General features: G+C 62.1%; 26 protein-coding genes and 2 tRNA genes. 10 read left to right on the top strand and 18 right to left on the bottom strand.

The window, feature by feature from the left end:
* Window positions 1-194: 194 nt before the first annotated feature.
* From DFI_RS05245 to DFI_RS05230, 5 genes are all read right to left on the bottom strand, one after another.
* Complete coding sequence (locus DFI_RS05245) at window positions 195-1154, bottom strand: glycosyltransferase (protein ID WP_081426027.1); 960 nt, start codon at window positions 1152-1154, stop codon at window positions 195-197.
* Entirely contained in the window at window positions 1154-2398 is a 1245-nt protein-coding gene (locus tag DFI_RS05240) for an oligosaccharide flippase family protein (protein WP_081426031.1), read from the bottom strand. Before DFI_RS05240 ends, DFI_RS05245 begins: the two co-directional genes overlap by 1 nt.
* Complete coding sequence (locus DFI_RS20115; RefSeq protein ID WP_155864613.1) at window positions 2391-3203, bottom strand: hypothetical protein; 813 nt, start codon at window positions 3201-3203, stop codon at window positions 2391-2393. Before DFI_RS20115 ends, DFI_RS05240 begins: the two co-directional genes overlap by 8 nt.
* The gene (locus DFI_RS05235) at window positions 3190-4605 is read right to left on the bottom strand and encodes an O-antigen ligase family protein (RefSeq protein ID WP_162145444.1); all 1416 of its coding nucleotides are present in this window, start codon (window positions 4603-4605) and stop codon (window positions 3190-3192) included. The genes DFI_RS20115 and DFI_RS05235 overlap by 14 nt, the downstream gene beginning before the upstream one ends.
* Window positions 4606-4735: 130 nt before the next feature.
* Window positions 4736-6373, bottom strand: a complete 1638-nt coding sequence (locus tag DFI_RS05230; protein WP_043779689.1) for a tyrosine-protein kinase domain-containing protein — start codon at window positions 6371-6373, stop codon at window positions 4736-4738.
* Between the two features lie 240 nt (window positions 6374-6613).
* On the opposite strand from DFI_RS05230, the gene DFI_RS05225 reads away from it, so the two are divergent.
* A protein-coding gene (locus tag DFI_RS05225) for an IS3 family transposase (protein WP_244940324.1) occupies window positions 6614-7728 on the top strand; the annotation gives its coding sequence in 2 pieces (ribosomal slippage) (window positions 6614-6863 and window positions 6863-7728; 1116 coding nt in all).
* On the opposite strand, the gene DFI_RS05220 is transcribed toward DFI_RS05225, so the two are convergent.
* From DFI_RS05220 to DFI_RS05210, 3 genes are all read right to left on the bottom strand, one after another.
* Complete coding sequence (locus DFI_RS05220) at window positions 7675-8427, bottom strand: tyrosine-type recombinase/integrase (RefSeq protein WP_081426028.1); 753 nt, start codon at window positions 8425-8427, stop codon at window positions 7675-7677. The two genes, DFI_RS05225 and DFI_RS05220, sit on opposite strands and share 54 nt — an antisense overlap.
* An 84-nt stretch (window positions 8428-8511) precedes the next feature.
* Window positions 8512-8586: transfer RNA gene (locus tag DFI_RS05215), tRNA-Val, on the bottom strand.
* A 6-nt stretch (window positions 8587-8592) separates the two neighbouring features.
* Window positions 8593-8668 (bottom strand) — tRNA-Ile (locus tag DFI_RS05210).
* Between the two features lie 134 nt (window positions 8669-8802).
* Between DFI_RS05210 and DFI_RS05205 the strand changes: the two genes are divergently transcribed.
* On the top strand, window positions 8803-10149 hold the full coding sequence (locus tag DFI_RS05205) for a glycogen synthase (RefSeq protein ID WP_027464266.1): 1347 nt from the start codon (window positions 8803-8805) through the stop codon (window positions 10147-10149).
* A 3-nt stretch (window positions 10150-10152) separates the two neighbouring features.
* On the opposite strand, the gene DFI_RS05200 is transcribed toward DFI_RS05205, so the two are convergent.
* Window positions 10153-10869 (bottom strand): alpha/beta fold hydrolase, encoded by a 717-nt coding sequence (locus DFI_RS05200; RefSeq protein WP_027464267.1) that lies wholly within the window; start codon window positions 10867-10869, stop codon window positions 10153-10155.
* A 103-nt stretch (window positions 10870-10972) separates the two neighbouring features.
* Between DFI_RS05200 and DFI_RS05195 the strand changes: the two genes are divergently transcribed.
* Window positions 10973-11797, top strand: a complete 825-nt coding sequence (locus DFI_RS05195; protein ID WP_027464268.1) for a hypothetical protein — start codon at window positions 10973-10975, stop codon at window positions 11795-11797.
* Between the two features lie 44 nt (window positions 11798-11841).
* Window positions 11842-12612 (top strand): RNA methyltransferase, encoded by a 771-nt coding sequence (locus DFI_RS05190; RefSeq protein WP_043779681.1) that lies wholly within the window; start codon window positions 11842-11844, stop codon window positions 12610-12612.
* An 8-nt stretch (window positions 12613-12620) separates the two neighbouring features.
* On the opposite strand, the gene DFI_RS05185 is transcribed toward DFI_RS05190, so the two are convergent.
* Window positions 12621-13394 (bottom strand): metallophosphoesterase family protein, encoded by a 774-nt coding sequence (locus DFI_RS05185; RefSeq protein WP_027464269.1) that lies wholly within the window; start codon window positions 13392-13394, stop codon window positions 12621-12623.
* A 65-nt stretch (window positions 13395-13459) separates the two neighbouring features.
* Between DFI_RS05185 and DFI_RS05180 the strand changes: the two genes are divergently transcribed.
* Together DFI_RS05180 and DFI_RS20110 are read left to right on the top strand one after the other, a co-directional pair.
* Entirely contained in the window at window positions 13460-13948 is a 489-nt protein-coding gene (locus DFI_RS05180; protein ID WP_027464270.1) for a GNAT family N-acetyltransferase, read from the top strand.
* Window positions 13949-14004: 56 nt separating this feature from the next.
* Entirely contained in the window at window positions 14005-14226 is a 222-nt protein-coding gene (locus tag DFI_RS20110) for a hypothetical protein (protein ID WP_022799737.1), read from the top strand.
* Between the two features lie 61 nt (window positions 14227-14287).
* On the opposite strand, the gene DFI_RS05170 is transcribed toward DFI_RS20110, so the two are convergent.
* The 4 genes from DFI_RS05170 to DFI_RS05155 all read right to left on the bottom strand — a co-directional run bounded on the left by DFI_RS05170 (window position 14288) and on the right by DFI_RS05155 (window position 17195).
* Complete coding sequence (locus DFI_RS05170) at window positions 14288-15097, bottom strand: HAD hydrolase family protein (protein WP_027464271.1); 810 nt, start codon at window positions 15095-15097, stop codon at window positions 14288-14290.
* 81 nt (window positions 15098-15178) lie between these two features.
* On the bottom strand, window positions 15179-15634 hold the full coding sequence (gene rplS, locus DFI_RS05165) for a 50S ribosomal protein L19 (RefSeq protein ID WP_022799739.1): 456 nt from the start codon (window positions 15632-15634) through the stop codon (window positions 15179-15181).
* 149 nt (window positions 15635-15783) lie between these two features.
* Window positions 15784-16308 carry a GNAT family N-acetyltransferase gene (locus DFI_RS05160; protein WP_027464272.1) on the bottom strand — a complete coding sequence of 175 codons (525 nt, stop codon included), beginning with the start codon at window positions 16306-16308 and terminating at the stop codon, window positions 15784-15786.
* Between the two features lie 56 nt (window positions 16309-16364).
* Window positions 16365-17195 carry a serine O-acetyltransferase gene (locus DFI_RS05155; protein WP_027464273.1) on the bottom strand — a complete coding sequence of 277 codons (831 nt, stop codon included), beginning with the start codon at window positions 17193-17195 and terminating at the stop codon, window positions 16365-16367.
* Between the two features lie 68 nt (window positions 17196-17263).
* Here DFI_RS05155 and cysM point away from each other — a divergent pair, with 68 nt between their 5' ends.
* The 4 genes from cysM (at window position 17264) to DFI_RS05135 (ending at window position 20494) form a co-directional block, all read left to right on the top strand.
* Window positions 17264-18157 carry a cysteine synthase CysM gene (cysM, locus tag DFI_RS05150; RefSeq protein ID WP_027464274.1) on the top strand — a complete coding sequence of 298 codons (894 nt, stop codon included), beginning with the start codon at window positions 17264-17266 and terminating at the stop codon, window positions 18155-18157.
* A 121-nt stretch (window positions 18158-18278) separates the two neighbouring features.
* Window positions 18279-19010, top strand: a complete 732-nt coding sequence (lipB, locus tag DFI_RS05145; RefSeq protein WP_027464275.1) for a lipoyl(octanoyl) transferase LipB — start codon at window positions 18279-18281, stop codon at window positions 19008-19010.
* A 3-nt stretch (window positions 19011-19013) separates the two neighbouring features.
* Window positions 19014-20009, top strand: a complete 996-nt coding sequence (lipA, locus tag DFI_RS05140) for a lipoyl synthase (protein ID WP_022799742.1) — start codon at window positions 19014-19016, stop codon at window positions 20007-20009.
* Window positions 20010-20131: 122 nt separating this feature from the next.
* Window positions 20132-20494: a hypothetical protein gene (locus tag DFI_RS05135; protein WP_027464276.1), complete on the top strand. Its 363-nt coding sequence runs from the start codon at window positions 20132-20134 to the stop codon at window positions 20492-20494.
* Here DFI_RS05135 and DFI_RS05130 read toward each other — a convergent pair.
* From DFI_RS05130 to DFI_RS05115, 4 genes are all read right to left on the bottom strand, one after another.
* Window positions 20439-21554 carry an MFS transporter gene (locus DFI_RS05130; RefSeq protein WP_244940323.1) on the bottom strand — a complete coding sequence of 372 codons (1116 nt, stop codon included), beginning with the start codon at window positions 21552-21554 and terminating at the stop codon, window positions 20439-20441. The genes DFI_RS05135 and DFI_RS05130 overlap by 56 nt on opposite strands.
* An 86-nt stretch (window positions 21555-21640) precedes the next feature.
* A complete protein-coding gene (locus DFI_RS05125; RefSeq protein ID WP_051308329.1) occupies window positions 21641-22894 on the bottom strand; it encodes an MDR family MFS transporter in 1254 nt (417 codons plus the stop codon).
* 98 nt (window positions 22895-22992) lie between these two features.
* On the bottom strand, window positions 22993-23502 hold the full coding sequence (locus DFI_RS05120; protein WP_276345299.1) for a phosphotransferase-like protein: 510 nt from the start codon (window positions 23500-23502) through the stop codon (window positions 22993-22995).
* A gap of 65 nt (window positions 23503-23567) precedes the next feature.
* On the bottom strand, window positions 23568-24071 hold the full coding sequence (locus tag DFI_RS05115; RefSeq protein WP_022799747.1) for a MarR family winged helix-turn-helix transcriptional regulator: 504 nt from the start codon (window positions 24069-24071) through the stop codon (window positions 23568-23570).
* Between the last annotated feature and the right edge of the window lie 123 nt (window positions 24072-24194).

The raw sequence follows: 24194 nt of genomic DNA, 5'->3' as shown, positions 1-24194 counted from the left end.
CGAAAGCATTGAATCTAGGAGATCTTTTAATTAGGCAATCAACTAAAACCATGAGAACTACCGGAACATATATGGACATATAGAGTACCGTCGATACATTCCGTAAGGTGTGTAAATTTATTATGGACAAAACTAAAATGAATTTTGCCGCTGCTATAATTCTATTTCTAGTCATTCCATCTTTAGATGGTAAATTAGTCAAAAATGGGATCATATTTCTCCATGTAACGATCAGTAGCCGCCTTTCGAGTAACAATTAACGTTAGCAACATATACAGCCTAGGACTATATAAGAAAGAGTTTCTATTTAGACGGCCGAGCAGTGCTAGTAAGATATTTATTACTTTAGAGTTCGCAAGTCGGTCTACAATGAGAAATAGCATTTCTTTTTCTAATGGTCGTTGGAATCCATCTTCTGTTAGGATGAAAGTTGTAATATATTGAGTCGCAGGCGATTTCGCAATTACTAGAGGGTGGCTGTAGAATGCCGCCTTGTAAACTTTGTTCATGAAAGATTTCAAGGATCCTTGTGTTTCGCAATGGATAGCTACACACTTTTCACAGTAGCGGTGCTTTACACCGAATCGATCTGCCCGTAATCCGAATTCTATATCTTCGCCTCCATAAAATTGGAACGATTCATCAAAACCATTCATTAATAAAAAGGTATGCTTGAGGATTGAAAAGTTCATTGATGTAAAATGATGTCCAGAAAGTTTAGCGCCGTCATTATATCGCCCTACATGACGGGAGTTTTTATATTTATAGTAATTACTTTCTCGTATCCATTTCTCTGGGAACTGCACGCGGCCCGAGACAATCAATCCCGGCTCTATATGGGCGGCAATATGCGTCTCAATAAAATTTCCCCCGACACGCATATCGTCATCGAGAAAGATTAAATACTCACCAGATGCACACTCGGCACCGGTGTTGCGCTTTTTTGCTATGTTGTTATCCGCTTCCAGTATCTTTACAAAATTGTGAAACTGTATATTATGAATAAATTCTTGCGTATTTTCTACGTGTTCTTTAGAGTCTACAACTATAACTTCATATAAATCTTTAGGATACTCTTGATTATAAAGATCCTCCAAAATTAGGTTAAGACTATCATGACGCAGGTGAGTCGGAATTATTACAGAGGCTATCATTATTTCTCCTTTCTACCTTTGTGTAGCAAAAGAATCAGAGCGAGTAAAACAAATATTTCTGAAGTCAATACACTATAAGCGATGTTATCGATATCAAAATATTTCAAGATAAGGATCCCGCATGTATTGATAAACGCTGCAGATAAAGTTATGTAGTTGAAATGTATTGAGCGTTTTGTAGGTAATATCCAAAAAAAGCTTATAATTGTACTCATATTGACGAAGAAGATTGCCACTGATAACACTTGGCCCATTTCTATCAACTCTGTCGTAGCTATGTTAAAATTCCGAACCAGCAGTGGAAAAAATAAGAAAAGTAAAAGCGAAATGAAGTAAAAGCAAATTATTGAGATTAGCAAGACATTCGAAAGCTGCATATAGTACAATCTTTTATTACTTATATATAGTAATGTAAATTTAGGAAAATATACCTTTATGATCGGACTGATAATCGAGTTAATTAGTCGAGTGATACGATCTGCTACTCCATAGGCCCCACTCAAGCTAATACCATAAAGACTACCAACCAGTACTGTTGTGCCAGCATTATAAATGCCCACTGAAGAATTGTAGACAAAATAAGTAAATGACTTTTTAAGAATACAAAAACTATGACGAAGTGGAACAGTATGCCACGTGACTTCCTTAATAGCTATGAAATTAACTATCAAAGATATAACAATCGCAATCATAGCTGTAGCCGCAGACCAATTAAGTATATTAATTGTTTGATGCGCGAGTAAGAAGAGGCAAGCGATGGATAATATTGCGCTTGCAACTTCCGCAAGTGCAATTACATAAATTCGATCAGTAAATTGGAAAAACCATGTTGGCATAGTTCCAATTCCAGCAGCGGCCATTAAAACAAATAGTAAAGTATTTAACGATATTTGCATTTTAAGTTCTATTACTGGAGTAAAGGCCACTATTGCTATAAGAAGAACGAGAAATATTATACTACGTCCCGCAAATGATTCAGCTAATGCTAGTCTACATTCAAAACTAAGTTCATCTTTCGACACTCTAGCAATGCGTCCAACATTCGCTATATTAAAACCATATTCGATTATAAGCGAAAGCCAAATTGACAATGATTGTATAAAAATGTATTGGCCCCATGTAGAGGTATCGAATGTAGGCAGCAAGATGAGAGAAATTGCTAACGCGAGAAATTTTGCCCCTTGGGCGCAAAACAAAAGAAGCACATTATATTTACTTGGAATCCTAGGAACAATGCTACTCATGATGAAACTCCAGCTTGTCGATTATCACTTTCGGATTATTTGACGAATCCCGTATAGGGTTCTGAATTGTGATGGTAGTTAAAGATTTAGCGTCCCTTATTTCCATAACTTGCTCTTCTTTACTCAGCTGCAATTTTCTTCTTATATTCCCAGATTTGATTTCTATAATAGGATACTCTCCGTTAGCTGATGTGCCATTTATGGCAAATGATGCTGAGCTACCGGGACATGGCGGGACAATTATGGGTTTATCGAAAATTGCCGAACCTGTTGATGTCAGTTTATCATATACCCCGCCTGTTTCTTTAGATACAATAATATCCTTGCTATTACAAACAGGATTTCCATATAAAAGTCGAGAAACAAAAATCTCGCGGAAAGCGATTAGAGGTTTAGCATGCAAATATAACAAAACGGTATCGTTCTGCCGAATTCGTAGCTCTAAATGGAACTCCCCTTTAACCGTTTCCTCAATCGATCGATCAATACCCGCATGAGCGACAAATAGATACTCATTAGAATCAATTCTAGTAGCTATGCCTTTTAAAATAATCCTTCCAGATTTACAAGCTCGTAATACAATGCCTTGCTGTGCCTCGATATGCTTTGGGATTTCCGATAAACCCTCGACTGTGAAGCCGCGATTAGTTATAGTACATTCTGCAGGTAACTCGTTTCTTATCGTATACTCAGATAAGTTCTTATAAAAAATAAGAAAGAAGATACACAAACAAAGAACTATCAATGCGATTGATATAATGGTTGTGTATATAAAATACACAACCATTACGCTATTTTTCAACATAGATAATACTCTCAAGAGTTACCATCCCCGTGCTGCGAAATGCAGTCAACATGTAAGAGGTAGGCTGCTGAATCTTCGGATACCATGATATCATGTTTAAGCCTCGCGAGGAAAAATTCGACTCTACCGCGACACAATAATTAGTACATTCAAATATAACTACCTCGAGCTCACTTTTTTCAATCATCACTGCAATATTACGCTTCCCCTCCTGATCCTCAAAAACTCCACTAAGCCTACTTAGATAATTATTACGCTCTAGTGGAAAAAACATTATAAATACAGGAGAGGAAATTACTATAAATAGTAAAAAAGGTATCGCAGTGAATTGACGTAGATTCAATTTAACCCTGGCGATACAGTAGCCTCCAATCACCCAAAATACTTCCGCAAAGAACGGGCTTGGTACAATCAAAACATTGTCATACAATGACATGCACATCATGCCAACAACAAAAGCTAATACAAGAGGAATTCGCGTTTTTATAGCTGCATAAAGAATCAATCCTAAAAGGACGTAGAAACTAGCTATTCCCAAAAACCCAAACTCTACAAGCTCCTGGAGAGTGGCATTATGTGTAATAATCCAAGGGGTCCCGATAATATCAATTATCCCCCGGCAATTATCAATGACGGCCTCACTATTGAAACTCGCACAACCCTCCTGAATCCCATTATTGTAATTACCGAACTGATAAGCTCCGATACCGCTATACGGCTGGGATTTAATCAAACTTAAAGCTGAGTACCATATTGCGCTCCTTCCAGAAGTATTACCATCCAGAATTCTAAACAAGAAGCCTACGTTTGAAAATCCTAGGAGCAGTATATAAACAGCAATTATTATTAAGATGGCGAATAAAGTTTTGATGGCCTGCTTTCTCTCGAAAGTGATTGCTGCAAAAATAAGGCCTATAATCGTCGCAGCAACCGCACTTCGACTGCCCGAAAATAAGACAACCAGGGTGCTCAAAGAAAAAAGCAAAAGACTTAAGGCCAAGTTCCAGGTTTTCCAAAGTAGGTCCCGTCCCAATACTGATATCCAGATTCCAAAACTACCTACAAGGCCAAGAGACACTGAGGTCATATATGGATGTTTCAAGCGCGAGGTCAGGCCGCTGTCAACAGTGATGGTAAAAAAAATCGCTAGAAGTTCTGAAGCAAGAATTCCAATGGCTAAAAATCTAATCCCCCTCAGATCTTTTAAATGAGACCCATAAGAAATTAAGCCGACAAGGATAAAAAGGCGAAATATCGTCCAAATAGTGGCAGTAAACAATGAAGGAGACAGTAAGGCAGCTCCCACATGGCTAAGACAAAAAATTATAACTACTACTTTTAGGAAGCTTGGTAGGCTATTGATCTTACGCAGACCAAAAACACTACCTACAAAGCCAGTCATAGTGATCGGCACTAGACTGAGGAAGTAATCGGATGCTTTTTTCGACCTTCTCATCGTACCACCACAAGGCTTCACTCCTAAATGAAAACATTAATATACTGACCAGAGGAGCAGTTCTAATAGCGAAATGCTATTTTTCCGCACCAACTCGATAGGAATAGGAATAGCCATATGACTGCTGTTCCCTCACATCCGATTTATTAATAATTGCACCAGCCACCTTCAGACCTGCTCTCTGTGCTCGATGAAGTGCATTACGCAACCCTTTAATGTTGGTACGTCCGTATTCCGACACCATAACGACAACATCTACATGTCGTCCGACGACAAGGCCATCGGCCAAAGCAAGCAACGGGGCACTATCTATTAAAATAAGATCGTAGTTCTTCTTCCAAATCGTAAATGCTAAGTCTATATCAGCTTGGTTTAGTACAGATAGACTTTCATGAATACTCGGTCCCGCTGGCAACATATCTATATTTGGCTCTACTTGTAATACCTGGACATGATAGGGATTTAACAGTGCCTCACGTGTATTTTTCGCACCGCCTTCTCCCACTAATTGATGCCAGCTACCATTCTCATCGAATTTTTTCCACACTAATTCTTGTGTACCCCTTCTAAGATCTGCATCAACAATCAAAACCTTTAGTCCACTCGCCGATATACCGTCAGCCAAGGTAGCAGTTACTGTACTTTTGCCCTCACCTGGAGCCGTACTTGTCACCATCACTATTGGATGATCAATATTATTCACCGCAGACATAAGATTCACACGCAAAAAACCAATTGCCTCATACAGACCAGCTTTTCGCGCAGCTCGAACAATCCCGGAAAAGACAATATCGCGTTGACGAAGCCGAGGAAGAGTTGCAAAAGTGGGTAGGCCGAGATCAACGAGATCATCTTCAGTTCTAATAGTCCGATCAAGCACAGTCATTACTACAACAGCCGCCGTTGTAAGCATCATCGTAAGAATTGACATAATCAAGGCATCTCTAATAGGCCTAGGAGACTCTGGCTCTATAGGTGGCACTGCGTTTGAAAGTCTACTTAAAACACCCGCGGCTGACTTCTCAAGAATTACGGATTGGATAAAACTATTCTGGATATCAGCGCGTCGCACGACTAATGTCTGTCTTTCTAGTTCATCAATCGTCAAATTTCTCAACTGTTGATCGATCTCTGCCAACTGAGCTCTAAAGCCATCCTGAGCGCGGCGTATATTATCGGATGCGCGATTACGATCCCATGATAATAAAGACTCGCTTGCCAAATTTGCCAACTCTGCAGCAGCATCAGGTGTCCTGCTTATTCCAATAATGGTATAAATGCCATTGCCGGCCGCGTAGGGTTCAATTTGAGCGGACAGCTTCAATGTCCTAAAATCTTGACTTCTCAATTCACGACTTAGATCGGAAATCAGTCTCTCTCGCTCAATGTCATCGATCCTATTTGCATTCTTTAATTTCTGAATCAGAGGCACGATTACAGATGTACTCTGCATGGCTTGCGACACAGCTCCCTCTGGAAGAGGTGGAGCCTTCACCGTACCGCCACTCGGCAAATCATTGCCAGATGTAGTACTAGACGATGAAATTAGTGTTGACTTTGCTGCATATAGGGGAGGCTGCAGTCCTGATCCAAGGTAAGTAAGAGCTCCTACAAAAATGGGTAGGCCTAGAATCCATGAGAGCCGGCGGCGTGTACCACGCACAACCATGGCAAGATCGAACTCTTGCTCCTTCGCAATGGACGCGTTGGTCATACTAGCCCCGACATTGTGTCGTTGTGAATGAGAAAACAAAGATGGTTACCAGGAGAAGCCGTCATACAACCGCTAGAATACTCTGTCCCGCTCTGTAACGGACATCTCACCCTCAAGCCGCGCCTACCGCGTGGAGGCGACGTGCTCACCACTCTTCAAAACCGTTGGCGACGGGCACTGACCTTGCCCCTGTTTCCGGTGCCAGTCTGATTGCAAATCGAGCAGCAGACTGGGAGGCGCATGAAACGCAAACGGTACACGGAACAGCAGATCCTGGACATCCTCGGCCAGCTTGAGGCGGGGACTCCGATCAGCGATCTGACGCGACTCCATGGAGTCGCGATGACGACCATCTACCGCTGGAAGGCCAAGTACGGCGGCATGACCAAAGACGAGACTCGAAAATTCCGCCAACTGGAAGCCGAAAACCAGCGGCTCAAGAAGCTGGTGGCTGACCTGTCGCTCGACAACGCGATGCTGAAAGAGGTGGTGGGACGAAAGTGGTGACGCCTGGGACGTCGTCCCAGGCGCAGACGCCCCTCAAAAAGCAGATGGTGACCCTGCTGCGGGATTCGTTCACGGTCAGTGAACGACGAGCCTGCCGGGTGCTGGGCTTCTCCCGAACCACGCAAAGACGGAACAGCCCCAAAAGAGAGAAAGACCAGCGCCTGGTCGAGCGTCTCCGCACGCTGGCACAGGAACGACCGCGCTTCGGATACCGACGGATTCACCTGATGCTGGGCCGGGAAGGTGAGACCGTGAACCACAAGCGCGTCTACCGGATCTACCGGGCTGAAGGGCTCGCCGTTCGGAAGAAAGAACGGAAGAAACTCAGCGTGGGAGCGCGTCAGCAGAAACCGCAGGTTTCTGCTCCGAATCAACGCTGGAGCCTGGACTTCATGGCCGATCAGCTGGCTTCCGGTCAGCGGTTCCGCGTCCTGAACGTCGTGGATGACTTCACCCGAGAGTGCCTGGTCATGCACGTCGGCACCTCCATCACGGGCCATGATGTCGTCCGTGTCCTCGAGGCCGTGGTGCGGTTCAGGGGCGCACCGCAGGCGATCACCACCGACAACGGCCCGGAGTTCGCGGGCAAGGCCCTGGATCTCTGGACCCACGACCGCGGCATCACGCATACCTTCATCCGGCCTGGAAAACCCGTGGAGAACGCCTACATCGAGAGTTTCAATGGTCGGGTCCGGGACGAGTGCCTCAATCTCCACTGGTTCCAGAGCCTGGATCAGGCTCGCCTGATCCTCACAGCCTGGCGTCAGGACGACAACGACGTCCGGCCCCACACCTCACTTGGTGGCCGGACCCCGAACGAATTTGCCCGCCTGGAACAGGCGGGCTGAGGTACGCTGAGATTTGCAAATCGGCTGGAACCGCAATTGGGGCACCCTCACACCGAGACGCCTTGCCCACCGGGTCAAGGAGGGCTGGCTCAAGGGCTTACCTGCGTGAACAAAGAGGGTTGTGCATCTCGCTTTCCGTTCATGGCTTACGTACCGCTTGAGTAAACGTAGGGTCTGCCGGCCGATGGCAACCGTTCCGGGTCCAGTCTTGCCTTCCACTTTCAGCACCCCAGTCTCCCAGTCAACGTCACCCAGACTGAGGCGCGCCACCTCTGAGGCTCGTAACCCCGAGTCAAGGAATACCGCCAGCAGAGCCGGGTTTCGGTATCTCCACCGTCTATCCGCCTTGGCCGCCTGAAACAGTAACGAGATTTCCTGGGGCGTCAGCACGCGCTTTGGCTCGAACACCTGCTTGGCCCGCTTCCGACCTTTAAACGGGTCTTTGGCTAGAAGCTCCACACCGACCAGCCATGCGCAAAACGCCCGTAGAGACCGCTCGTAATTGGCTAAGGTGTTGGGCTTAACCTCTCGGGCTAGCGCCTGGTTGATGACGAAGACAGTGAGCGTGGCGACCTCGGCATCCTGGCTGTCCCGGAGCAGGTAGCTGAGCGTGTACCGGTGCCACTCAAGTGTTCTGGGGCGACTGCCTCTGGCGCGGTGGTCCAGCAAAAAAGCTTCGATGGCATCACGGATGTTCATAGCGACCCTCCTGAAGGTTTGACCGTCAGACTGGTAGCCAGATAAGAAAAGTCCCAGAACGGATTTTCGCCGTCTGGGATGATTTGGTGGGCGGTATAGGACTTGAACCTACGACCCTTCGCGTGTGAAGCGAATGCTCTACCACTGAGCTAACCGCCCTGATGTTGGTGGGCCCTGCCGGATTTGAACCGGCAACCAATCGGTTATGAGCCGACTGCTCTGACCGTTGAGCTAAGAGCCCTGAGGGAATTGCACCTGTGGACCTTGGCCGCTGCGGGGAGCAGGCCCTGCTTCGGGCGAGGGGAAGAGTATCAATGCTGTCTGGGTTTGTCAAACGCGGCGGGTCAGGCGGGGAGCGGGGCGTACAGTGCGGGTATGCGAGTGGTGCATGTGGCGTCCGAGGTCTTTCCGTTCTCGCGGTCGGGTGGCCTGGGGGACGTGCTGGGAGCGCTGCCACCCGTGCAGGCCCGGCAGGGGGCCGAGGCCGTGGTCCTGAGTCCCTGGTACGCGGACCTGGCGGGGGCACCGGAAGAGGTGTGGCGGGGCGTGGTGCCGGGCGTGGGCCCGGTGCGGGTAGGGCGCCTGACGCAGGACGGCGTGCAGTTCCTGTTCCTGGGCCTGGAGGAGTTCGGGCGCCCGGGCCTGTACCACGACGATGACGTGTGGCGCTTCTCGCAGTTCGGCCGGGCGGCCCTGCCGGTCCTGCGGGCGCTGGACCTGATGCCGGACGTCCTGCACGGGCACGACTGGCAGGCGGGGCTGGTGGTGGCGCACGCGCGGCTGCTGGGGCTGCGCAGCGTGTTCACGGTGCACAACCTGCAGTATCAGGGCCGCTGGAACCTGCCGGAGGCGGCCGCGTGGCTGGGCCTGCCGGGCGGGATGCTGGGCGTGGAGGGCGTGGAGTACCACGGGGACGTGAACCTGATGAAGGCGGGGCTGGTGTTCGCGGATCACGTGACCACGGTGAGCCCGCAGTACGCGCAGGAGATCACCACGGCGCAGTACGGGGAGGGCCTGGACGGCGTGATGGTGCGCCTGACGTTGGAGGGGCGCCTGAGCGGCATCCTGAACGGCCTGGACCAGGACCGCTGGGACCCGCGCACCGACCCGGACATCCCGACCTACGCGGACCTGAAGGGCAAGGCGGCGGCCACGGCGGCGCTGCGGGCCGAGCTGGGCCTGGACGGCGCGCCGGTGCTGGGTACCGTGAGCCGGCTGGCCGGGCAGAAGGGCATGGACCTGCTGCTGGAGGCGCTGCCGGACCTCACGCAGGACTGGAACGTGGTGGTGCTGGGCGGCGGGGACCCGCTGCTCACGGCGGCGTTCCGGGGCTGGGCGCAGCATCCGCGCGTGACCTTCGCGGAGGGCCTGCAGGAGGGGCTGGCGCACCGCATCTACGCGGGCGCGCAGGCGTTCGCGATGCCCAGCCGCTTCGAGCCGTGCGGACTCTCGCAGATGATCGCCATGCGCTACGGGACGTTGCCGGTCGTGCGGGAGACGGGGGGGCTGGTGGACACCGTGCCACACGATGTCGGCTTCCGGTTCAGCGAGGCCACGCCCGAGGCGCTGACCGGCGCGGCCGCGCAGGCCCTGGCCGCCCTGAACGACCCGGCCGGGTGGGCGGCGCGCGTGGAGAGGGCCATGAACCTGGAGTTCAGCTGGGCGGGCCCGGCCGCGCAGTACCTGGACCTGTACCGCCGGGTGGCGGGCCCGGCGGCCTGAGGCTCAGGTCAGGAAGTCCAGCAGCGCCTGAGTGAACGCGGCGGGCTGGTCCAGGTTCGACAGGTGCCGGGCGCCGGGGATCACGACCAGGTCCCCGCGTCCGGCGTCCGCGATTTCCTGCGCGCGGTCGGGCGGGGTGACGGGGTCATCCGCGCCGACGAGCACCAGCAGCGGCACGTGCAGGCCGGCCAGTACGCTGCGGCTCTCGCCGCGCGCGGCCATGGCACGCAGCGCCCCGGCCACGCCCTCGGGCGTGGCGGCCTCGATCATGGGCTGCACCCGCCTGAAGGTGGCGGCCGGGTGCTCGTCGCGGGCGGCGTCCATCAGGAACCCGGGGCCTTCTTCCAGGACGCGGTCGGCCTGGGCGTGGCGGTCCTGGACCTTCTCGGGAGGGTCGGCGCGCAGGGTCGTGTCGGCCAGCACCACCCGCGCGAACCGGTCCGGGGCCTGCGCGAGCAGCTCCATAGCCAGGTACCCGCCCATGCTGAGGCCCACCAGGGCGAGCGGTCCGGCGGGCAGGGTGGCGAGCAGGTCAGCGGCCGTCTCCTCCAGGCTGGTCATGGCGCCGGGCGCCGCGCCGAAGCCCGGCAGGTCCGGGGCGAGCACGGTGAGCCCGGCGGCCTCCAGGGCGGCCTTCTGGTCGTCCCACATGCGGGCGTTCAGGGGGTAGGCGTGCAACATCAGCACTGTGCGGGGCCGGCTGGAGTCGGGGGTGGTCATGCCGCCAGGGTACGCGCCGCATCGCCAGGGCTGGCCTGAACGGCATTGACGGACCCTTGGCCGGGCCGGGTGGGGCCGGGCGGGGGCTGCTACGCTGCCGGGCATGACGTTCACGGTCTCCCCTGCCCCGCCCTCCCGAGTTCTGGATGTGTTCGCCGCGCTGTACGGCACGCCGGCCGGCGACCTGGGGTGGCTGGAGGCCGAACTGCGCGCCGCGTGGGTGGCGCTGGACGAATCCGGAGAGGCGCTGGGCGCCCTGGGCGCGCGGCCCAGCCCGGCGCACGGGATGGAACTGATGGGCGGCAGCCTGGACGGCGAGCACGGGGAAGCGGTGGCGCAGGCGCTGGTGGAGGCCGCGCGCGCCGAACTGGGCCGGGTGTACGCCTTCGCGGACGGCCTGATGCTGCCGGCCGGGGCGCTCTCGGGCGCGGGGCTGCGGGAGGTGGCGGCGTACCGCATGCTGGCCGGGCCGACGCCCACCGCCGCCGCGCCCGGCCCGGAGGGCGTGACCCTGCGGCGCCTGTCGGACGTGCCGGACCTCGCCACGCGCCTGGACGCGCTGGGCACCTACGAGGACCGCATCGGGCATCACGCGGTCGCCGCGGCGGCGGCCGAGGAGGGCGCGGGCGGCTTCGATTCCGCCCTGAGCCTGATCGCGGTGGACGCCGGGGGCCGCGCGGCGGGCCTGTGCCGCGCCGCGCGGGAGGACGGGTACCTGCGCATCGACGCGCCCGGCGTGCGGCCCGACATGCGCGGCAGCGGGCTGCGCGCCGCGCTGCTGCTGGGCGTGTGCGCGCTGGCGCGCGAGGCGGGCTTCACGGACGTGAGCGTGGAATCCTGGGGGGACACCCCGGAGGAACTGGCCGCCGACCTGGGCCTGGGGCTGGGCGTGGAACTGGAAAACCCCATCTACGCCGCGGGCACCTGAGCGGCGGGGCCGCCCATGCGCCGGAACGCGGTAGCATCCCCGGCGTGAATCTCGCGGTGGTCCTCGTCTCTCCGAAAACGCCCGGCAACGTCGGCTCGGCGGCCCGCGCCATGCTGAACATGGGCGCCAGCGACCTGCGGATCGTCGCGCCCCGCTGCGATTACCTGGACAGCCAGTCCGTGGCGATGGCCGTGCACGCCGAAGGCATCCTGCGGGCCGCGCGGGTGTACCCGACGCTGCGCGACGCCCTGGCCGACCGCGACCTGAGCGTGGGCACCACCGCCCGGCAGCGCGCGGACCTGCCGCCACCCCGGCACCCGGCGCTGGTGCGGCCCTTCGTGCGGGACGCCGCGGCGCCCGCGCTGGTGTTCGGGCCGGAGGAGACGGGCCTGATCAACAGTGACCTGGAGCAGTGCCAGATGGCTGTGCGCATCCCCACCGGGGACTACGCCAGCCTGAACCTCGCGCAGGCGGTGCTGCTGGTGTGCTACGAGTTCCTGCAGGGGCAGGACGAGCCGCCCGAACTGACCCGCAAGACCGCCACCCGCGAGGAGATGGAGGCCATGTACGGGCACCTGCACGAGACCATGCAGCTGATCGGCTACACCGACGCCGTGCGGGCCCGGCACACCCTGCGGCTGTGGCGGGCGCTGCTGGACCGAGCGCTGATGAGCAGCGCCGAAAGCCGGCTGTTCCGCGGCTTCCTGCGGCAGGTGAAGTGGAAGGTGGACGACGCCGCCGAACGCGGCACCGCCGCCCCCCGCCACGCCCCGCAGGGCGAGGAACTGGCTGAGGGCGGACCGGCGCAGGACTGAGCCGGGGCCTACTCGGCGGGAATGGTGCGGGACCGGGCGGTCATCTCGCCGCTCTCGAGCAGCTGCGCCTCGGCCTCGCCGAACGGCGAGTGCGCCCGGGACCACGCCACAGCGGCCTGCACGTCGTACGGCACGGTTCGGAAGTCCACGGTCCAGCGCCCGCCACGGCCCTGTTCCAGCAGGGTCCAGCGGGCGCGGGGGTCGCCGTCCACCTGGTCGCTGACCGCCCCGGCGTTCACGACCAGGGTGTCTCCCACGCGGGTCAGGCCGGGGCGGTGGGTGTGCCCGCACAGCACCACCTCGGCCTCCAGCGGGGCCACGATGCGGCGCAGTTCCCGGGCGTCCCGGGCGTGGTAGCAGCCGCCCTGCGGGTGGGTGGGGTCGGGGTGCCAGGCCCACAGCAGCATGTGCCAGGTGCTGTCTGGCGTGCCGTGGCAGGCGTACACCCGCCCGCCGGCGACGCACGTCTCGCGGGGCAGTGCGGCCAGGTGCTGAATCGTGGCCGGGTCCAGTTGCGTGCCCAGCCACTCGCCCATGTGCACACTGATGGGGTGACGCCTGCCGCCCGGCCAGAATTTCTCCTCGTTGTTGCCCCGGATCTCCACGGCGCCCCCGGCGGCCAGTTCGGCCTGCAGGGCGGCGGCGCGGGCGGGGTCGGCGGAGCCCTCCACCTGGTCGCCCAGGTTCACGATCAGGTCGGGGGCCTCCGCGCGCAGGTCCTGGAGCACGGCGTCCAGCGCGAAGGCGTTGCCGTGAACGTCGGAGATCACCGCGAGTCTCATCGCCTCCCACTCTGCCATGCGGGCGGCCCCCGGCGCCGGACGGGTGCCCCGCACCGGGGGCGGGCATGACGGGGGGTGGGCTCCGGCCACGGGTCCCCGGGGACCTTCCGGCCCTGGTGGCGGCGCTGCGGCGCGTGCACGAGCAGGACGGGTACCCGTCGGTGTGGCCGCAGAACCCGCTCGCCTTCGTGCAGGGCGGCGCGCCCCTCGCGGCCTGGGTGGGGGTGGTGGGGGGCGTGCCGGCCGGTCAGGTGCTGCTGTGCCGCGCGCCCGGAGAGGGCGGCGGGCTGGAGGTCAAGCGGCTGTTCGTGGCGCCGGAGGCGCGCGGGCAGCGCCTGGCCGAGCAGCTGATGCGGGCCGCGCAGGCCGAGGGGGCGCGGCGGGGTGGCGTGCTCACCTTGCAGGTGCAGGAGAAGAACCGGGCCGCGCAGCGCCTGTACGCGCGGCTGGGGTGGGTGCCGTCGGGCGAGGGTGTGGCCGCCTGGACGGACCCGGACGGGTCGCATCCCCGGGTGCTGGTGTTCACGTGGCCTTCACCCGGCGGGCCTGCGTGAACGCGGCTTGAGGCTTCACAACTGTTCAGCCTGCCCCCCGGTGGCACACTCCGGGCATGCCCGACAAAGACGACAAGAACAGCGGCCACACCAGCCAGCCCCAGGACTACGACCGCAACAAGAAGGAAGTGCACGAGATCCGGCACGACGAGAAGCCCTCGTTCAAGGGCGTGAACGACCGCGAGGCGAACGCCGCCCGCAACACCGAGCACGACGGCCGCAAGGAGCAGCGGGACGTCGAGGAAGCCCGGAACGTGCCCGCCACCGAGCAGGGCTGATACTCGCAAGGAAGAGGCCGGATACCCCATTTAGGGTGTCCGGCCTTCACCTGTGTGCCGTTCAGCCTTCCAGGCGGTCGGCCAGGGCGTGCAGGTACTCGCCCAGCCTGTCCGGGCCGCCCACCTGGGCGTCGGCGTGCCCGGCCAGGAGCGGCAGCGTGCCGGACTGCACGGCATACCCGGCGACCTCCAGCATGGCGACGTCGTTGTCGCTGTCCCCGAAGGCCACGGTCCGGTCGTGCGGGATGCCCAGCGCGTCCGCGATCAGGGTCAGGGCGGCGCCCTTGTGCGCGCCCTCGGGCGTGACGGTCAGGAATTCGGTGTACGGGGCCTGCGCGCCCGTCAGGACCAGGTGGGGGTGCGTGCGGCGCAGCCGGCCCGCCAGATCCGCCACGCGCGGGTGGTAGAACCCGACCTTCAGGATGCCCTCGCGGGGCGCCTCGGCCAGCGGGCGGTACCCGCGGGCGAGCATCCACGCCTCGGGCGGCGCGCCGGCCGGCAGGTCCACGTACAGGCCGTCGCGGGTGAAAATCACCACCCGCGCGTCGTGCAGTTCATGGGCGAGCACGGCCTCCAGATCCTCGGCGCTGAAGCGGGCCTCGGTGTGCAGTTCCCCGTGCAGTTCGATCCGGCCGCCGTTGTTGGTGCTCACGGCGTCCGGCTGCGCGGCCTGCATGACCGCGCGGGGCAGCGTGTCGCGGCCGGTGATCACGGCGACCTTCACGCCCAGCGCCCGCAGCCGCGCCAGGGCCTGCACGGACGTCTCCGGGACGGTGGTGGCCAGTTCGGGAATCAGGGTGCCGTCCAGGTCGAAGGCGAGCAGCAGCGGCAGGCCGGCGGGCAGGGCGCGGGGGGAGCGGGAGTGGGTCACGTCCGGAGGGTAGCAGCCGTAGGGAAAGGGAAACGCCGCCCACCCCAGGGGGGCAGGCGGCGTTTCGGATGAAGCCGGGGCTTATTCGCCCTGGGCTTCGGGGGCCGCTTCGGCCGCGGCAGCGCTGGCCTTCTGGGCCTGGGCGCGCGCGGCATCCTTCATCACGCGGCTGCGATCATTCTTGATGCGGGCGGCCTTGCCGCGCAGGTCGCGCAGGTAGTACAGCTTGGCGCGGCGGACCTTGCCGCGCTCGAGCACGGTGACCTTGGCGAGCAGAGGGCTGCTGAAGGGGAACACGCGCTCCACGCCTTCACCGAAGGAGATCTTGCGGACGGTGAAGCTCTTGCGGCTGCCCGTGCCGTTGATGGCGATCACGACGCCCTCGAAGGCCTGGTTGCGGGTGCGGTTGCCTTCCACGACCTTGGTTTCCACGCGGACGGTGTCGCCGGGGCGGAAGTCGGGCGCGTCGGTCTTGATGTGGGGCTGCTCAACGGCGCGGAGGATGGCGCCACGGTTGACTTTCACCTGGTTCTGCATGCTTTGCTCCTTCGGGCAGCGGACCGTCGCTCGAACCGGCCTGGGCGCGGGAGGGACGTTCTTACTCCAGTTCACTGACCCCCGCTTGGCGGGAATCAAACCGGGAAAGTATACCGGACCGCCCCCCGCCCCGGCAAGGCGCCCCGGGGTCAGAGGGGAATCCAGTACCGCCGGATGGGCTCGGTGTGCCCCGGGACCGTGAATTCCCCTTCCAGGACGCCGCCCCCTTTCTCGATCACGCGGCGGGAGCCCAGGTTCACCACGTCGCAGGTGAGCAGCACCCGCTCCAGGCCCAGGTCCCGGGCGCGCTCCAGGGCGAGGTGCAGGGCCTGGGTGGCGTACCCGCGCCCCCGCGCCGAGGGCTGGATCTCGTACCCGATGTGCCCGCCGAACTCGCGCAGGCGCGCGTTCAGGGTGTGGCGGAGGTTCACGCGGCCCAGGTACTCGCCGCCCTCCACCAGCCAGAGGGTCTCGCTGTGCACGTACCCCTCGGGCAGGGGCTGGCCCGGCTCGTACTGCCGCAGGCTGCTCAGGTAGGCCGCGAAGTCGGCGGTGACGGCGGGCAGGTTCAGGGCGAGCGTGTCGCCCAGGCCGCTGCCGGCCTCCTGCGCCTCGCGCGCGGCGTTCAGGAAGCTGTCTTTGTACCGTTCGGAGGGCCAGAGCAGTTCAGGCATGCCCGAGCCTACAGGTCGGCGCCAGGGCTGGCATCCGTCATCTGGTCGGGCCGGGGTCAGCGGGCGGGGCTGGGCGGGCGGACCTCGTCCCCGCCGTGGTAGTACACGCGCGAGTGCGGCGGCACGCTCTGCGTGAGCCACACGTTCCCGCCGATAATGCTGCCCGCCCCGATCACGGTGTCGCCGCCCAGGATCGTGGCGCCGGCGTAGATGATCACGTCGTCCTCGATGGTGGGGTGGCGCGTGACGGCCGCGAGGTCCTTGGTGACGCTCAGAGCGCCCAGCGTGACGCCCTGGTACAGCTTCACCCGCTGCCCGATGCGGGCGGTCTCGCCGATCACCACGCCGGTGCCGTGGTCGATGCAGAATTCCGGGCCGATCACCGCGCCCGGGTGGATGTCGATGCCGGTCTTCCCGTGGGCGTGTTCGGTGATCAGGCGCGGCAGCAGCGGCACCCCCAGGCGGTGCAGGGTGTGCGCCATGCGGTACAGCGCCACGGCGTAGAAACCCGGGTACGCGCGGATCACCTCGTACAGGCTGCGGGCGGCCGGGTCGCCGGCCAGCAGGGCCTGCGCGTCGGCCATCAGCGTGTCGAACGTGCCGGGCAGCGTGTCCATGAAGTCTGCGGCCAGCGCGGCCGCGGGGCGCGGCAGTTCCGGTTGTAGGGGAACCAGGATGCGCAGCAGTTCGGCGTGCAGCAGGCTGAACTCGGCGCGCAGTTCCGACAGGCTGTCCAGGCAGCGGCCCTCGTGTTCGGGGAACAGCGCGAACAGCAGGCGTTCGGCGAAGCCCACCGCCCAGGTGGACGGCGGATACCGGCGGCCCTGCTGGTGGTGACGCATCAGCCGGGTGAAAAATTCCGTGTCCAGGGCGGGGCGGCCTTCCATACGGCCGAGTATAGGCACCGGCCCCCACGGCCCCCCGAAACCCGACCCTTCAGGTCTACAATTCCGGCATGACCGCCCCCACCCGCACCCTGACGGACCTGATCGGCAACACGCCCCTGGTGCACCTGAAGTCCCTGAGCCGCCCGGGCGTGGACCTGTACGCGAAACTGGAGGGCCAGAACCCGGGTGGCAGCGTGAAGGACCGCGCGGCGCGCAGCATGCTCGAAGGTGCGCTGGGCCGCGGCGAGATCACCCCCGAGACCCGGCTGATCGAACCGACCAGCGGCAACACCGGCATCGCCCTGGCAATGCTGGCCCGGCAGTACGGCCTGAACCTGGAACTGGTGATGCCGGCTAACGCCACCGCCGAACGGGTCAAGACCATGCGCGCCTACGGCGCCACCGTGACCCTCACGCCCACCGAGGTCGGCATGGAGGGGGCCATCGATTACGCGCGGGCGAAGGTGGCGGGGGGCGGGTACTGGATGTTCAACCAGTTCGGCAACCCGGACAACCCCCGCGCGCATTTCGAGAGCACCGGCCCCGAAATCTGGCGGGACACGGGCGGGGCCGTCACGCACTTCGTGTCCAGCATGGGCACCACCGGCACCATCATGGGCGTGAGCCGCTACCTGAAAGCGCAGAACCCGGCGGTGCAGATCGTGGGCGTGCAGCCCACCGAGGGGTCCAGCATTCCCGGCATCCGCCGCTGGCCGAAGGAGTACCTGCCGACCATCTTCGAACCCGAGCGGGTGGATCAGGTGGTGGACGTGAGCCAGGAGGACGCCACCGCCATGACCCGCCGGCTGGCGCGGGACGAGGCGGTGTTCGCCGGCATGAGCAGCGGTGGGGCGGTGACGGCCGCCACGCGCGTCGCGGCCGGACTGGCGTCGGGCGTGATCGTGGTGATCGTCTGTGACCGCGGGGACCGTTACCTCAGCAGCGACATCTTCGAGGGCTGAAGGGAGCGGTGTGGGGCCCACCATCACGCGCCGCGGCATTCACCAGCCAGGATTGTCAATCCGTCCGGAATGGGTGACCCGGACACGCAAAAAGCCGGGGCCGGCCCCTAGAATCCGGGACGTGACCGAGTCGGCGTTCGACATCCTGGACCTGGGCGTCCTCCCCTACCGGCAGGCGTGGGAGTTGCAGCACGCGCACCACGACCGCGTGGCCGGCGGCGGACGGCCCACACTGCTGCTGCTGGAGCACCCGCCTGTCCTCACGCTCGGCCGCAAGGCCCGGGAAGGCACGAACATCGTGGTCACGCGCGAGTACCTGCACGCCCAGAACATCGAGGTGCTGGACATCGAACGCGGCGGGGACGTCACCTACCACGGCCCTGGTCAGCTCGTCGCGTACGCGATCTTCCCAGTGGGCCGCAAGATCGTGGACTTCCTGCGGCTGCTGGAAGGCGCGACCATTCAGGCACTGCATACCCTGGGCCTCCCGGACGCCCGGCCGAACCCCGGGTACGCGGGCGTGTACGTGGACCCGCGCACCGTGAACGGCCGCGCGTACGACCAGAAGATCGCCAGTTTCGGCGTGGCCGTCAAACGTCACGTGGCGCTGCACGGCATCGGCCTGAACGTCACGACGAACCTGGACCACTTCGACCTGATCGTGCCGTGCGGCCTGGAAGGCACGCAGATGACCAGCGTGCAGCGCGAGTACGACCTGCGCGGCCTGCCGCGCACTGCCAGCATCCCGGACGCGAAAAAAGCACTCTCGGACGCCTTCCGCCAGACCTTCGCCACCTATGATTGGACCATCCCGGAACTGGGCGCAGCGCCAGTGGCCCGGGCGGGGAGTTAACGCATGACGCAGCAAGACACGCAGGACAAGGAAATCAGGTTCATCAAGAACGGCATCTACCGCAAGGACAGCGTCCCCGTCCGCGAGAAGAAACCCGACTGGCTGAAGATCAGCATTCCCACCGGGCAGGTGTACACCGAGGTCCGCAAGATCGTCAAGGAACACCGCCTGCACACGGTCTGCGAGGAAGCGATGTGCCCCAACATCAGCGAATGCTGGTCGCGCGGCACCGCCACCTTCATGCTGATGGGCCACGTCTGCACCCGCGCCTGCCGGTTCTGCGCCGTGGACACCGGGAACCCCATGGGCAAACTGGACCTGGACGAGCCCCGCAGCGTCGCCGACAGCGTGCGCCTCATGGACCTCAAGTACGTGGTGCTCACCAGCGTGGACCGCGACGACCTGCCCGACGGCGGCGCGTACCACTTCGCCAAGACCGTCCAGGCCATCAAACAGGTCAACCCCGAAACCCGCGTGGAGGCCCTCACGCCCGACTTCGGCGGCAACACCCACTGCGTGGATCTCGTGCTGGACAGCGGCGTGGACACCTACGCCCAGAACCTGGAAACCGTGCGGCGCCTCACGCACCCCGTGCGCGACATCCGCGCCAGCTACGACCAGACCCTGGCCGTCCTCGCGCACGCCAAGAAGGCCCGCCCGGACGTGATCACCAAGACCAGCATCATGCTGGGCCTGGGCGAGACCCGCGAGGAGATCCGCGAGGCCATGCGCGACTGCCGCGCCGCCGGCGTGGACGTCCTCACCTTCGGACAGTACCTGCGCCCCACCATGCACCACCTGCCGGTGGACCGCTACGTCTCCCCCGCCGAGTTCGACGAGATCCGCGAGGAAGGCATGCAGCTCGGGTTCATGGAAGTCGTCGCCGGACCGCTCGTGCGCAGCAGCTACAAGGCCGAGCAGATCGTGATGGACAAGCCGGGCAACCTGCCCCAGCACCTCGCGCACCTCAACCAGGACAGCGAACTCAAGCTGATCTGATCAGCACGGATGAAGAGTGCCCCCTGCACGCGAGGGGGCACTCTTCATATGGCCAGTCATGCCGAGCGCTCCCCTCAGATTCGCCTTCACCTGCCGGGCGACTCTGCGATGCTGGCCCACTGATGTCCTTCCTCGAAGCTGTCCTGTGGCCCGCGCTGGGCCAATTCCCCGTCCTGGCCGTCTGGTTCACCGGGGCCGTGCTGGCCGCCCTTCATGTTCGGGAAAGGCCGGCGCTGCGGTGGGCGATCGCCGCGTTCGTCATCCTGGGCGTCACGCGGGTGGTGGGCAGCGGGCTGACTGTCTGGCTCCCCGGATACATGGCGGAGCAGGATCTTACGGCCGGAATGGCCCTGCGGATGCAGGGGCTGGTGGGGGTGTTCGTGACGGTGCTGGAAACGGTGGGCTGGGGGTGCCTGCTGGCGGGCATGTTCAGCCGGCCGGCAGGGCCGCTTCCCAGCGGGCCGTCTCCGCGCGCCGGCGGGTGACGCGGGCCTCCAGCCACAGGTACAGCGCGGCGGCCGTGAAGCCCACGCCGGCCATGGCGGTCCACATGGGCGCGGCGCCGAGGTGCTGGAGCAGCGCGCCGCCCAGCAGGGGCGCGATGAGGGTGGCGAGGCCGCTCATGCTGCCCACCAGCCCGATGTACGCGCCGCGGTTCTGGGGTGGGGCGAGTTCGCTGATGATGGTCTTGCTGATGCTGTAGGCGACAATCTCGCCCAGGGTCCAGACGGTGACGGCCAGGACGTGCTGCCCCAGGGTGTGCGCGAAGGCGTGCAGCAGGAAGCCCGTGCCGAGCAGCGCGGCACCCGCGACCTGCCAGCGGGGGTGGCTGGTGCGGGCGATGAAGTGCCCGACCGGGAGGCCCAGCAGGATCACCAGCAGGCCGTTCACGGCGAGCACCTGGCCGTACTGCACGGCTGCGTAGCCCTGCTGCGCGAACACCAGGGCGAGCAATTTGTAGCTCTGGTAGGTCAGGGCGTACAGCAGGGTGGCGAGGCAGAACTGCCACAGCAGCCGGTCGCGGGGGAGCAGGGCCGCCCTGCGGGTGTGCTCGTGCGGGGTGCGGGGCGCGCGGTAGAAGAGGGTGAGGATCGCGGCGTACACGAACATGGTCAGGGCGTCCAGGTAGAACAGCAGTCGGGCGTTCAGGCCGGCGAGGACGCCGCCGAGGACCGGGGCGATGGACGCGCCGACGTTGATCGCCCAGTACAGCAGGTTGTACGCCCGGGCGCGCTGCGGGCCGGCGGTGAGGTCGGCGACGGCGGTGCTGGCGGCGGGTTTGTACATGGCGGTCAGGAGGGAGTAGGCGAGCACCCCGGCGAACAGCTGCGCGAAGGTGTGCGCCTGGGCGAGCAGCAGCAGCATGAGGCCGCCGCCGGTCAGGGCGAGTGTCATGGTGAAGGCGGTGCCGTACCGGTCGCTGAGCTGCCCGCCGAAGCCCTCGGCGAGGAAGCGGCCCACGCCCAGCGCGCTAAGGATCACGCTGACCTGCCCCACGTTCATGTGCTGCTGCGCGGTGAGGTAAAAACCCAGGAGCGGCACCACGAACTCGCCCGTGCGGTTGATCAGGGTGCCCGTCCACAGCAGCCAGAAGGGCCGGGGGTACGCGGCGATCAGGGAGGTCAGGCGCGTCAGACGCTCTCCGGGACGGGCACGCGGGCGGGCGCGGCGGGGCGGCGCAGCCCGGCGAGGCTGAGGGCCGTGGCGGCCACGCCGGTGAGCAGCACGGCGGCCAGCATGCCGCCCGGGCCGATCTGGGCGCCCAGCGGCACGCCGAGCGCGGCGATCCACTTCCCGAGCGTGAAGGTCTGGCCGTTCACGGCGAGGTACGCGCCGCGCCGGTCCTCCGGGATCAGGTCGGCCAGCAGCGTCTGGCGGCTGGGCACGTACAGCAGTTCACCGATGCTCAGGGCCACGCTGGCGAGCATCAGGGTGCCCAGGTGCGCGCTGCCGTTCAGGCCGGCGAAGCCCGCGGTGAACAGCAGGAACCCGGCGGCCATCACGCGCCGCAGGTCGCGGCCCTGCACCCAGCGGCTGGCGGGAATGGTGAACAGGACGATCATGACGGTGTTGATGGCGGTCATCAAGCTCATGGCCTTCACGCCGGTCAGCGGCACGCCGAACAGCGCCTGCACGGGAAAGTCCTGCGCGAGGTGCACGGGAATGAAGTTCTGGCGGCCCATCTCGATGCTCATGAGCAGCACGAACCCCAGCAGAAACAGCAGGTAGGCGCGGTCCCCGACCACCTGGGCGTAACTGCGCAGCAGCGGCCCCGGCCCCATGCGCCCGCGCACCTCGGCGCGCGTGGGGCGCGGGCCGCCCAGCGTTTCACTCATGCGGGTCCAGGCGAGGAACAGCGTGACGAAGGACATGCCCAGCAGCCCGGCCAGCAGCGCCTGGAAGTGGTCCTGGTACAGCCACCCGCCGAGCAGCGTGCCGATCAGGAGGCTGGCGTTGATCGCCCAGTAGTTCACGGAGTACATGAACGTGCGCGTCTCGGGGGTGCTGACGTCCACCAGCATCGCCTCGGCGGCCGGGTTGATCAGACCGTTGGCCACGTTGATGGCGACCAGCGTGGCGAAGGTCAGCCAGGGCAGCGGCGCGTGCAGGTTGGCGAGCAGCAGCGCGGCGAACGCGGCGACTTTCAGGACCTCACCGGCCAGCAGGGTGCGGCGGCGGCCCCAGGCGTCCGCGAGGCCGCCGCCGTACAGACCGGCGACGAACTGCACGGCGACCAGCAGCATCAGCAGCAGGCCCGCCAGGGCCGCGCCCAGGTGGTGCGTGAAGTAGATGGCCATGAACGGGAAGATCGCGCCGCCCACCATGCGGGTCAGGAAGGAGTTGATGATGCGGATCCTGACGTTCGGGTGCAGCGTGTTCCACATGCGGGCCAGTGTGCCGCAGCGGGGCAGGCGCGGGGAGCGCCAGATTGCCTAGGGGGTGTCCCTGCGTGACGCACAGGACGGGCGCGGCAGCGGTCCGGTCAGCGTTCGGCAGCGGATTGCCGCCTCCAGGCCTGACTGACCCAGGCGTCGTTCTGCTCTGGAGACGCACTGCACCCCAGTTCCCGGTGGGAGGGCGTGAAGGCGTGAACGGTGAGCAGGTCGCGGGCGGCATCCCCGACGCGGCGATCCCCGCGGGCCTGCTCTCGGCGTTCAAGTTCGGCCAGGGGGCAGTGCAGACCGACCAGGAACACGTCGTGGCCGCGCAGCAGCGTCTGGAACTGCGTCCACATCTGCGGCGTCTCGATGATGTCGTCCACGACCAGGTTGTTCCCGGCGTCCAGGAGGACGGGCAGGCAGCGGTGGAAGCCCTCGAACAGCTGAGGCCGCACCCGTGCCCAGTCGCGGAGTGTCCCGTCCGGGGTGCGGGGCAGGACCGCGTCGCCGAAGTGGAAGAAGTCCAGGCTGAAGTGCAGGAACGGGATCGGCAGGGTGTCGCGCAGGGCGTGGGTCAGCGTGGTCTTTCCCGCGCTGGACGCGCCGTTGATCAGGATCAGGGAACCGGGCCTACCGGCAGTCCGGGGCCGGGTTCCGTTCCGGGCATCGGCCGCGTGGCTCAGGGGGTGAGGTCCTCGAGGTGCCCGGCGAGTTTCAGCAGCAGGCGTTCCAGGTCGGCGTGTTCGGCGTCGGTGAGGCCGGCGAGCATGCGTTCCTCATTGCCGAGGTGGTCGGGGAGCAGGGCCTCGACGCGGGCGCGGCCCTCGGGGGTGAGGCGGACGCGGCGGGCGCGGGCGTCGTGAGGGTCGGGGGTGCGGGCGATCAGGTTGTCGTGTTCGAGGCGGTCCAGGCGGTTGGTGATGCTGGCGGGGGTGATGGCGATCAGGTTGGTGAGTTCGCCGGGCGTGAGGCCCTGGTCGGGGGCGCTGCGGTACAGGGTGAGCAGCAGGTCGGCCTGGGCGAGGTTCAGGCCGTGCGTCTGCTGGGTCCGTTCGATCTGGTCCAGGGCCAGGCGGGCGGTGAGGTTGAGCAGGATCAGGCGCCGCATGGGGGTGGGGTCGAGGTCGGGGCGGACGCGGCGCCAGTCGTCGTGGATGCGCTGAACGTGGCGGCGGGTGGACATGCGGCTGTTCTACCACCGTCTGCATGGGCTGGAGGTGGCGCCGTCCCGCTAGGCCACGCGGCTTATTTAGACGTCTAAGTAATGGGCGTATGGTGGACCCATGCGCGCCGCCCCTCCCCTGTC

This window comes from Deinococcus ficus (assembly GCF_003444775.1).
GTDB classification, from domain to species: Bacteria; Deinococcota; Deinococci; order Deinococcales; family Deinococcaceae; genus Deinococcus; species Deinococcus ficus.
The sequence above is the reverse complement of the archived record's forward strand: the minus strand, read 5'-3'. Positions and strand labels throughout refer to the sequence as shown.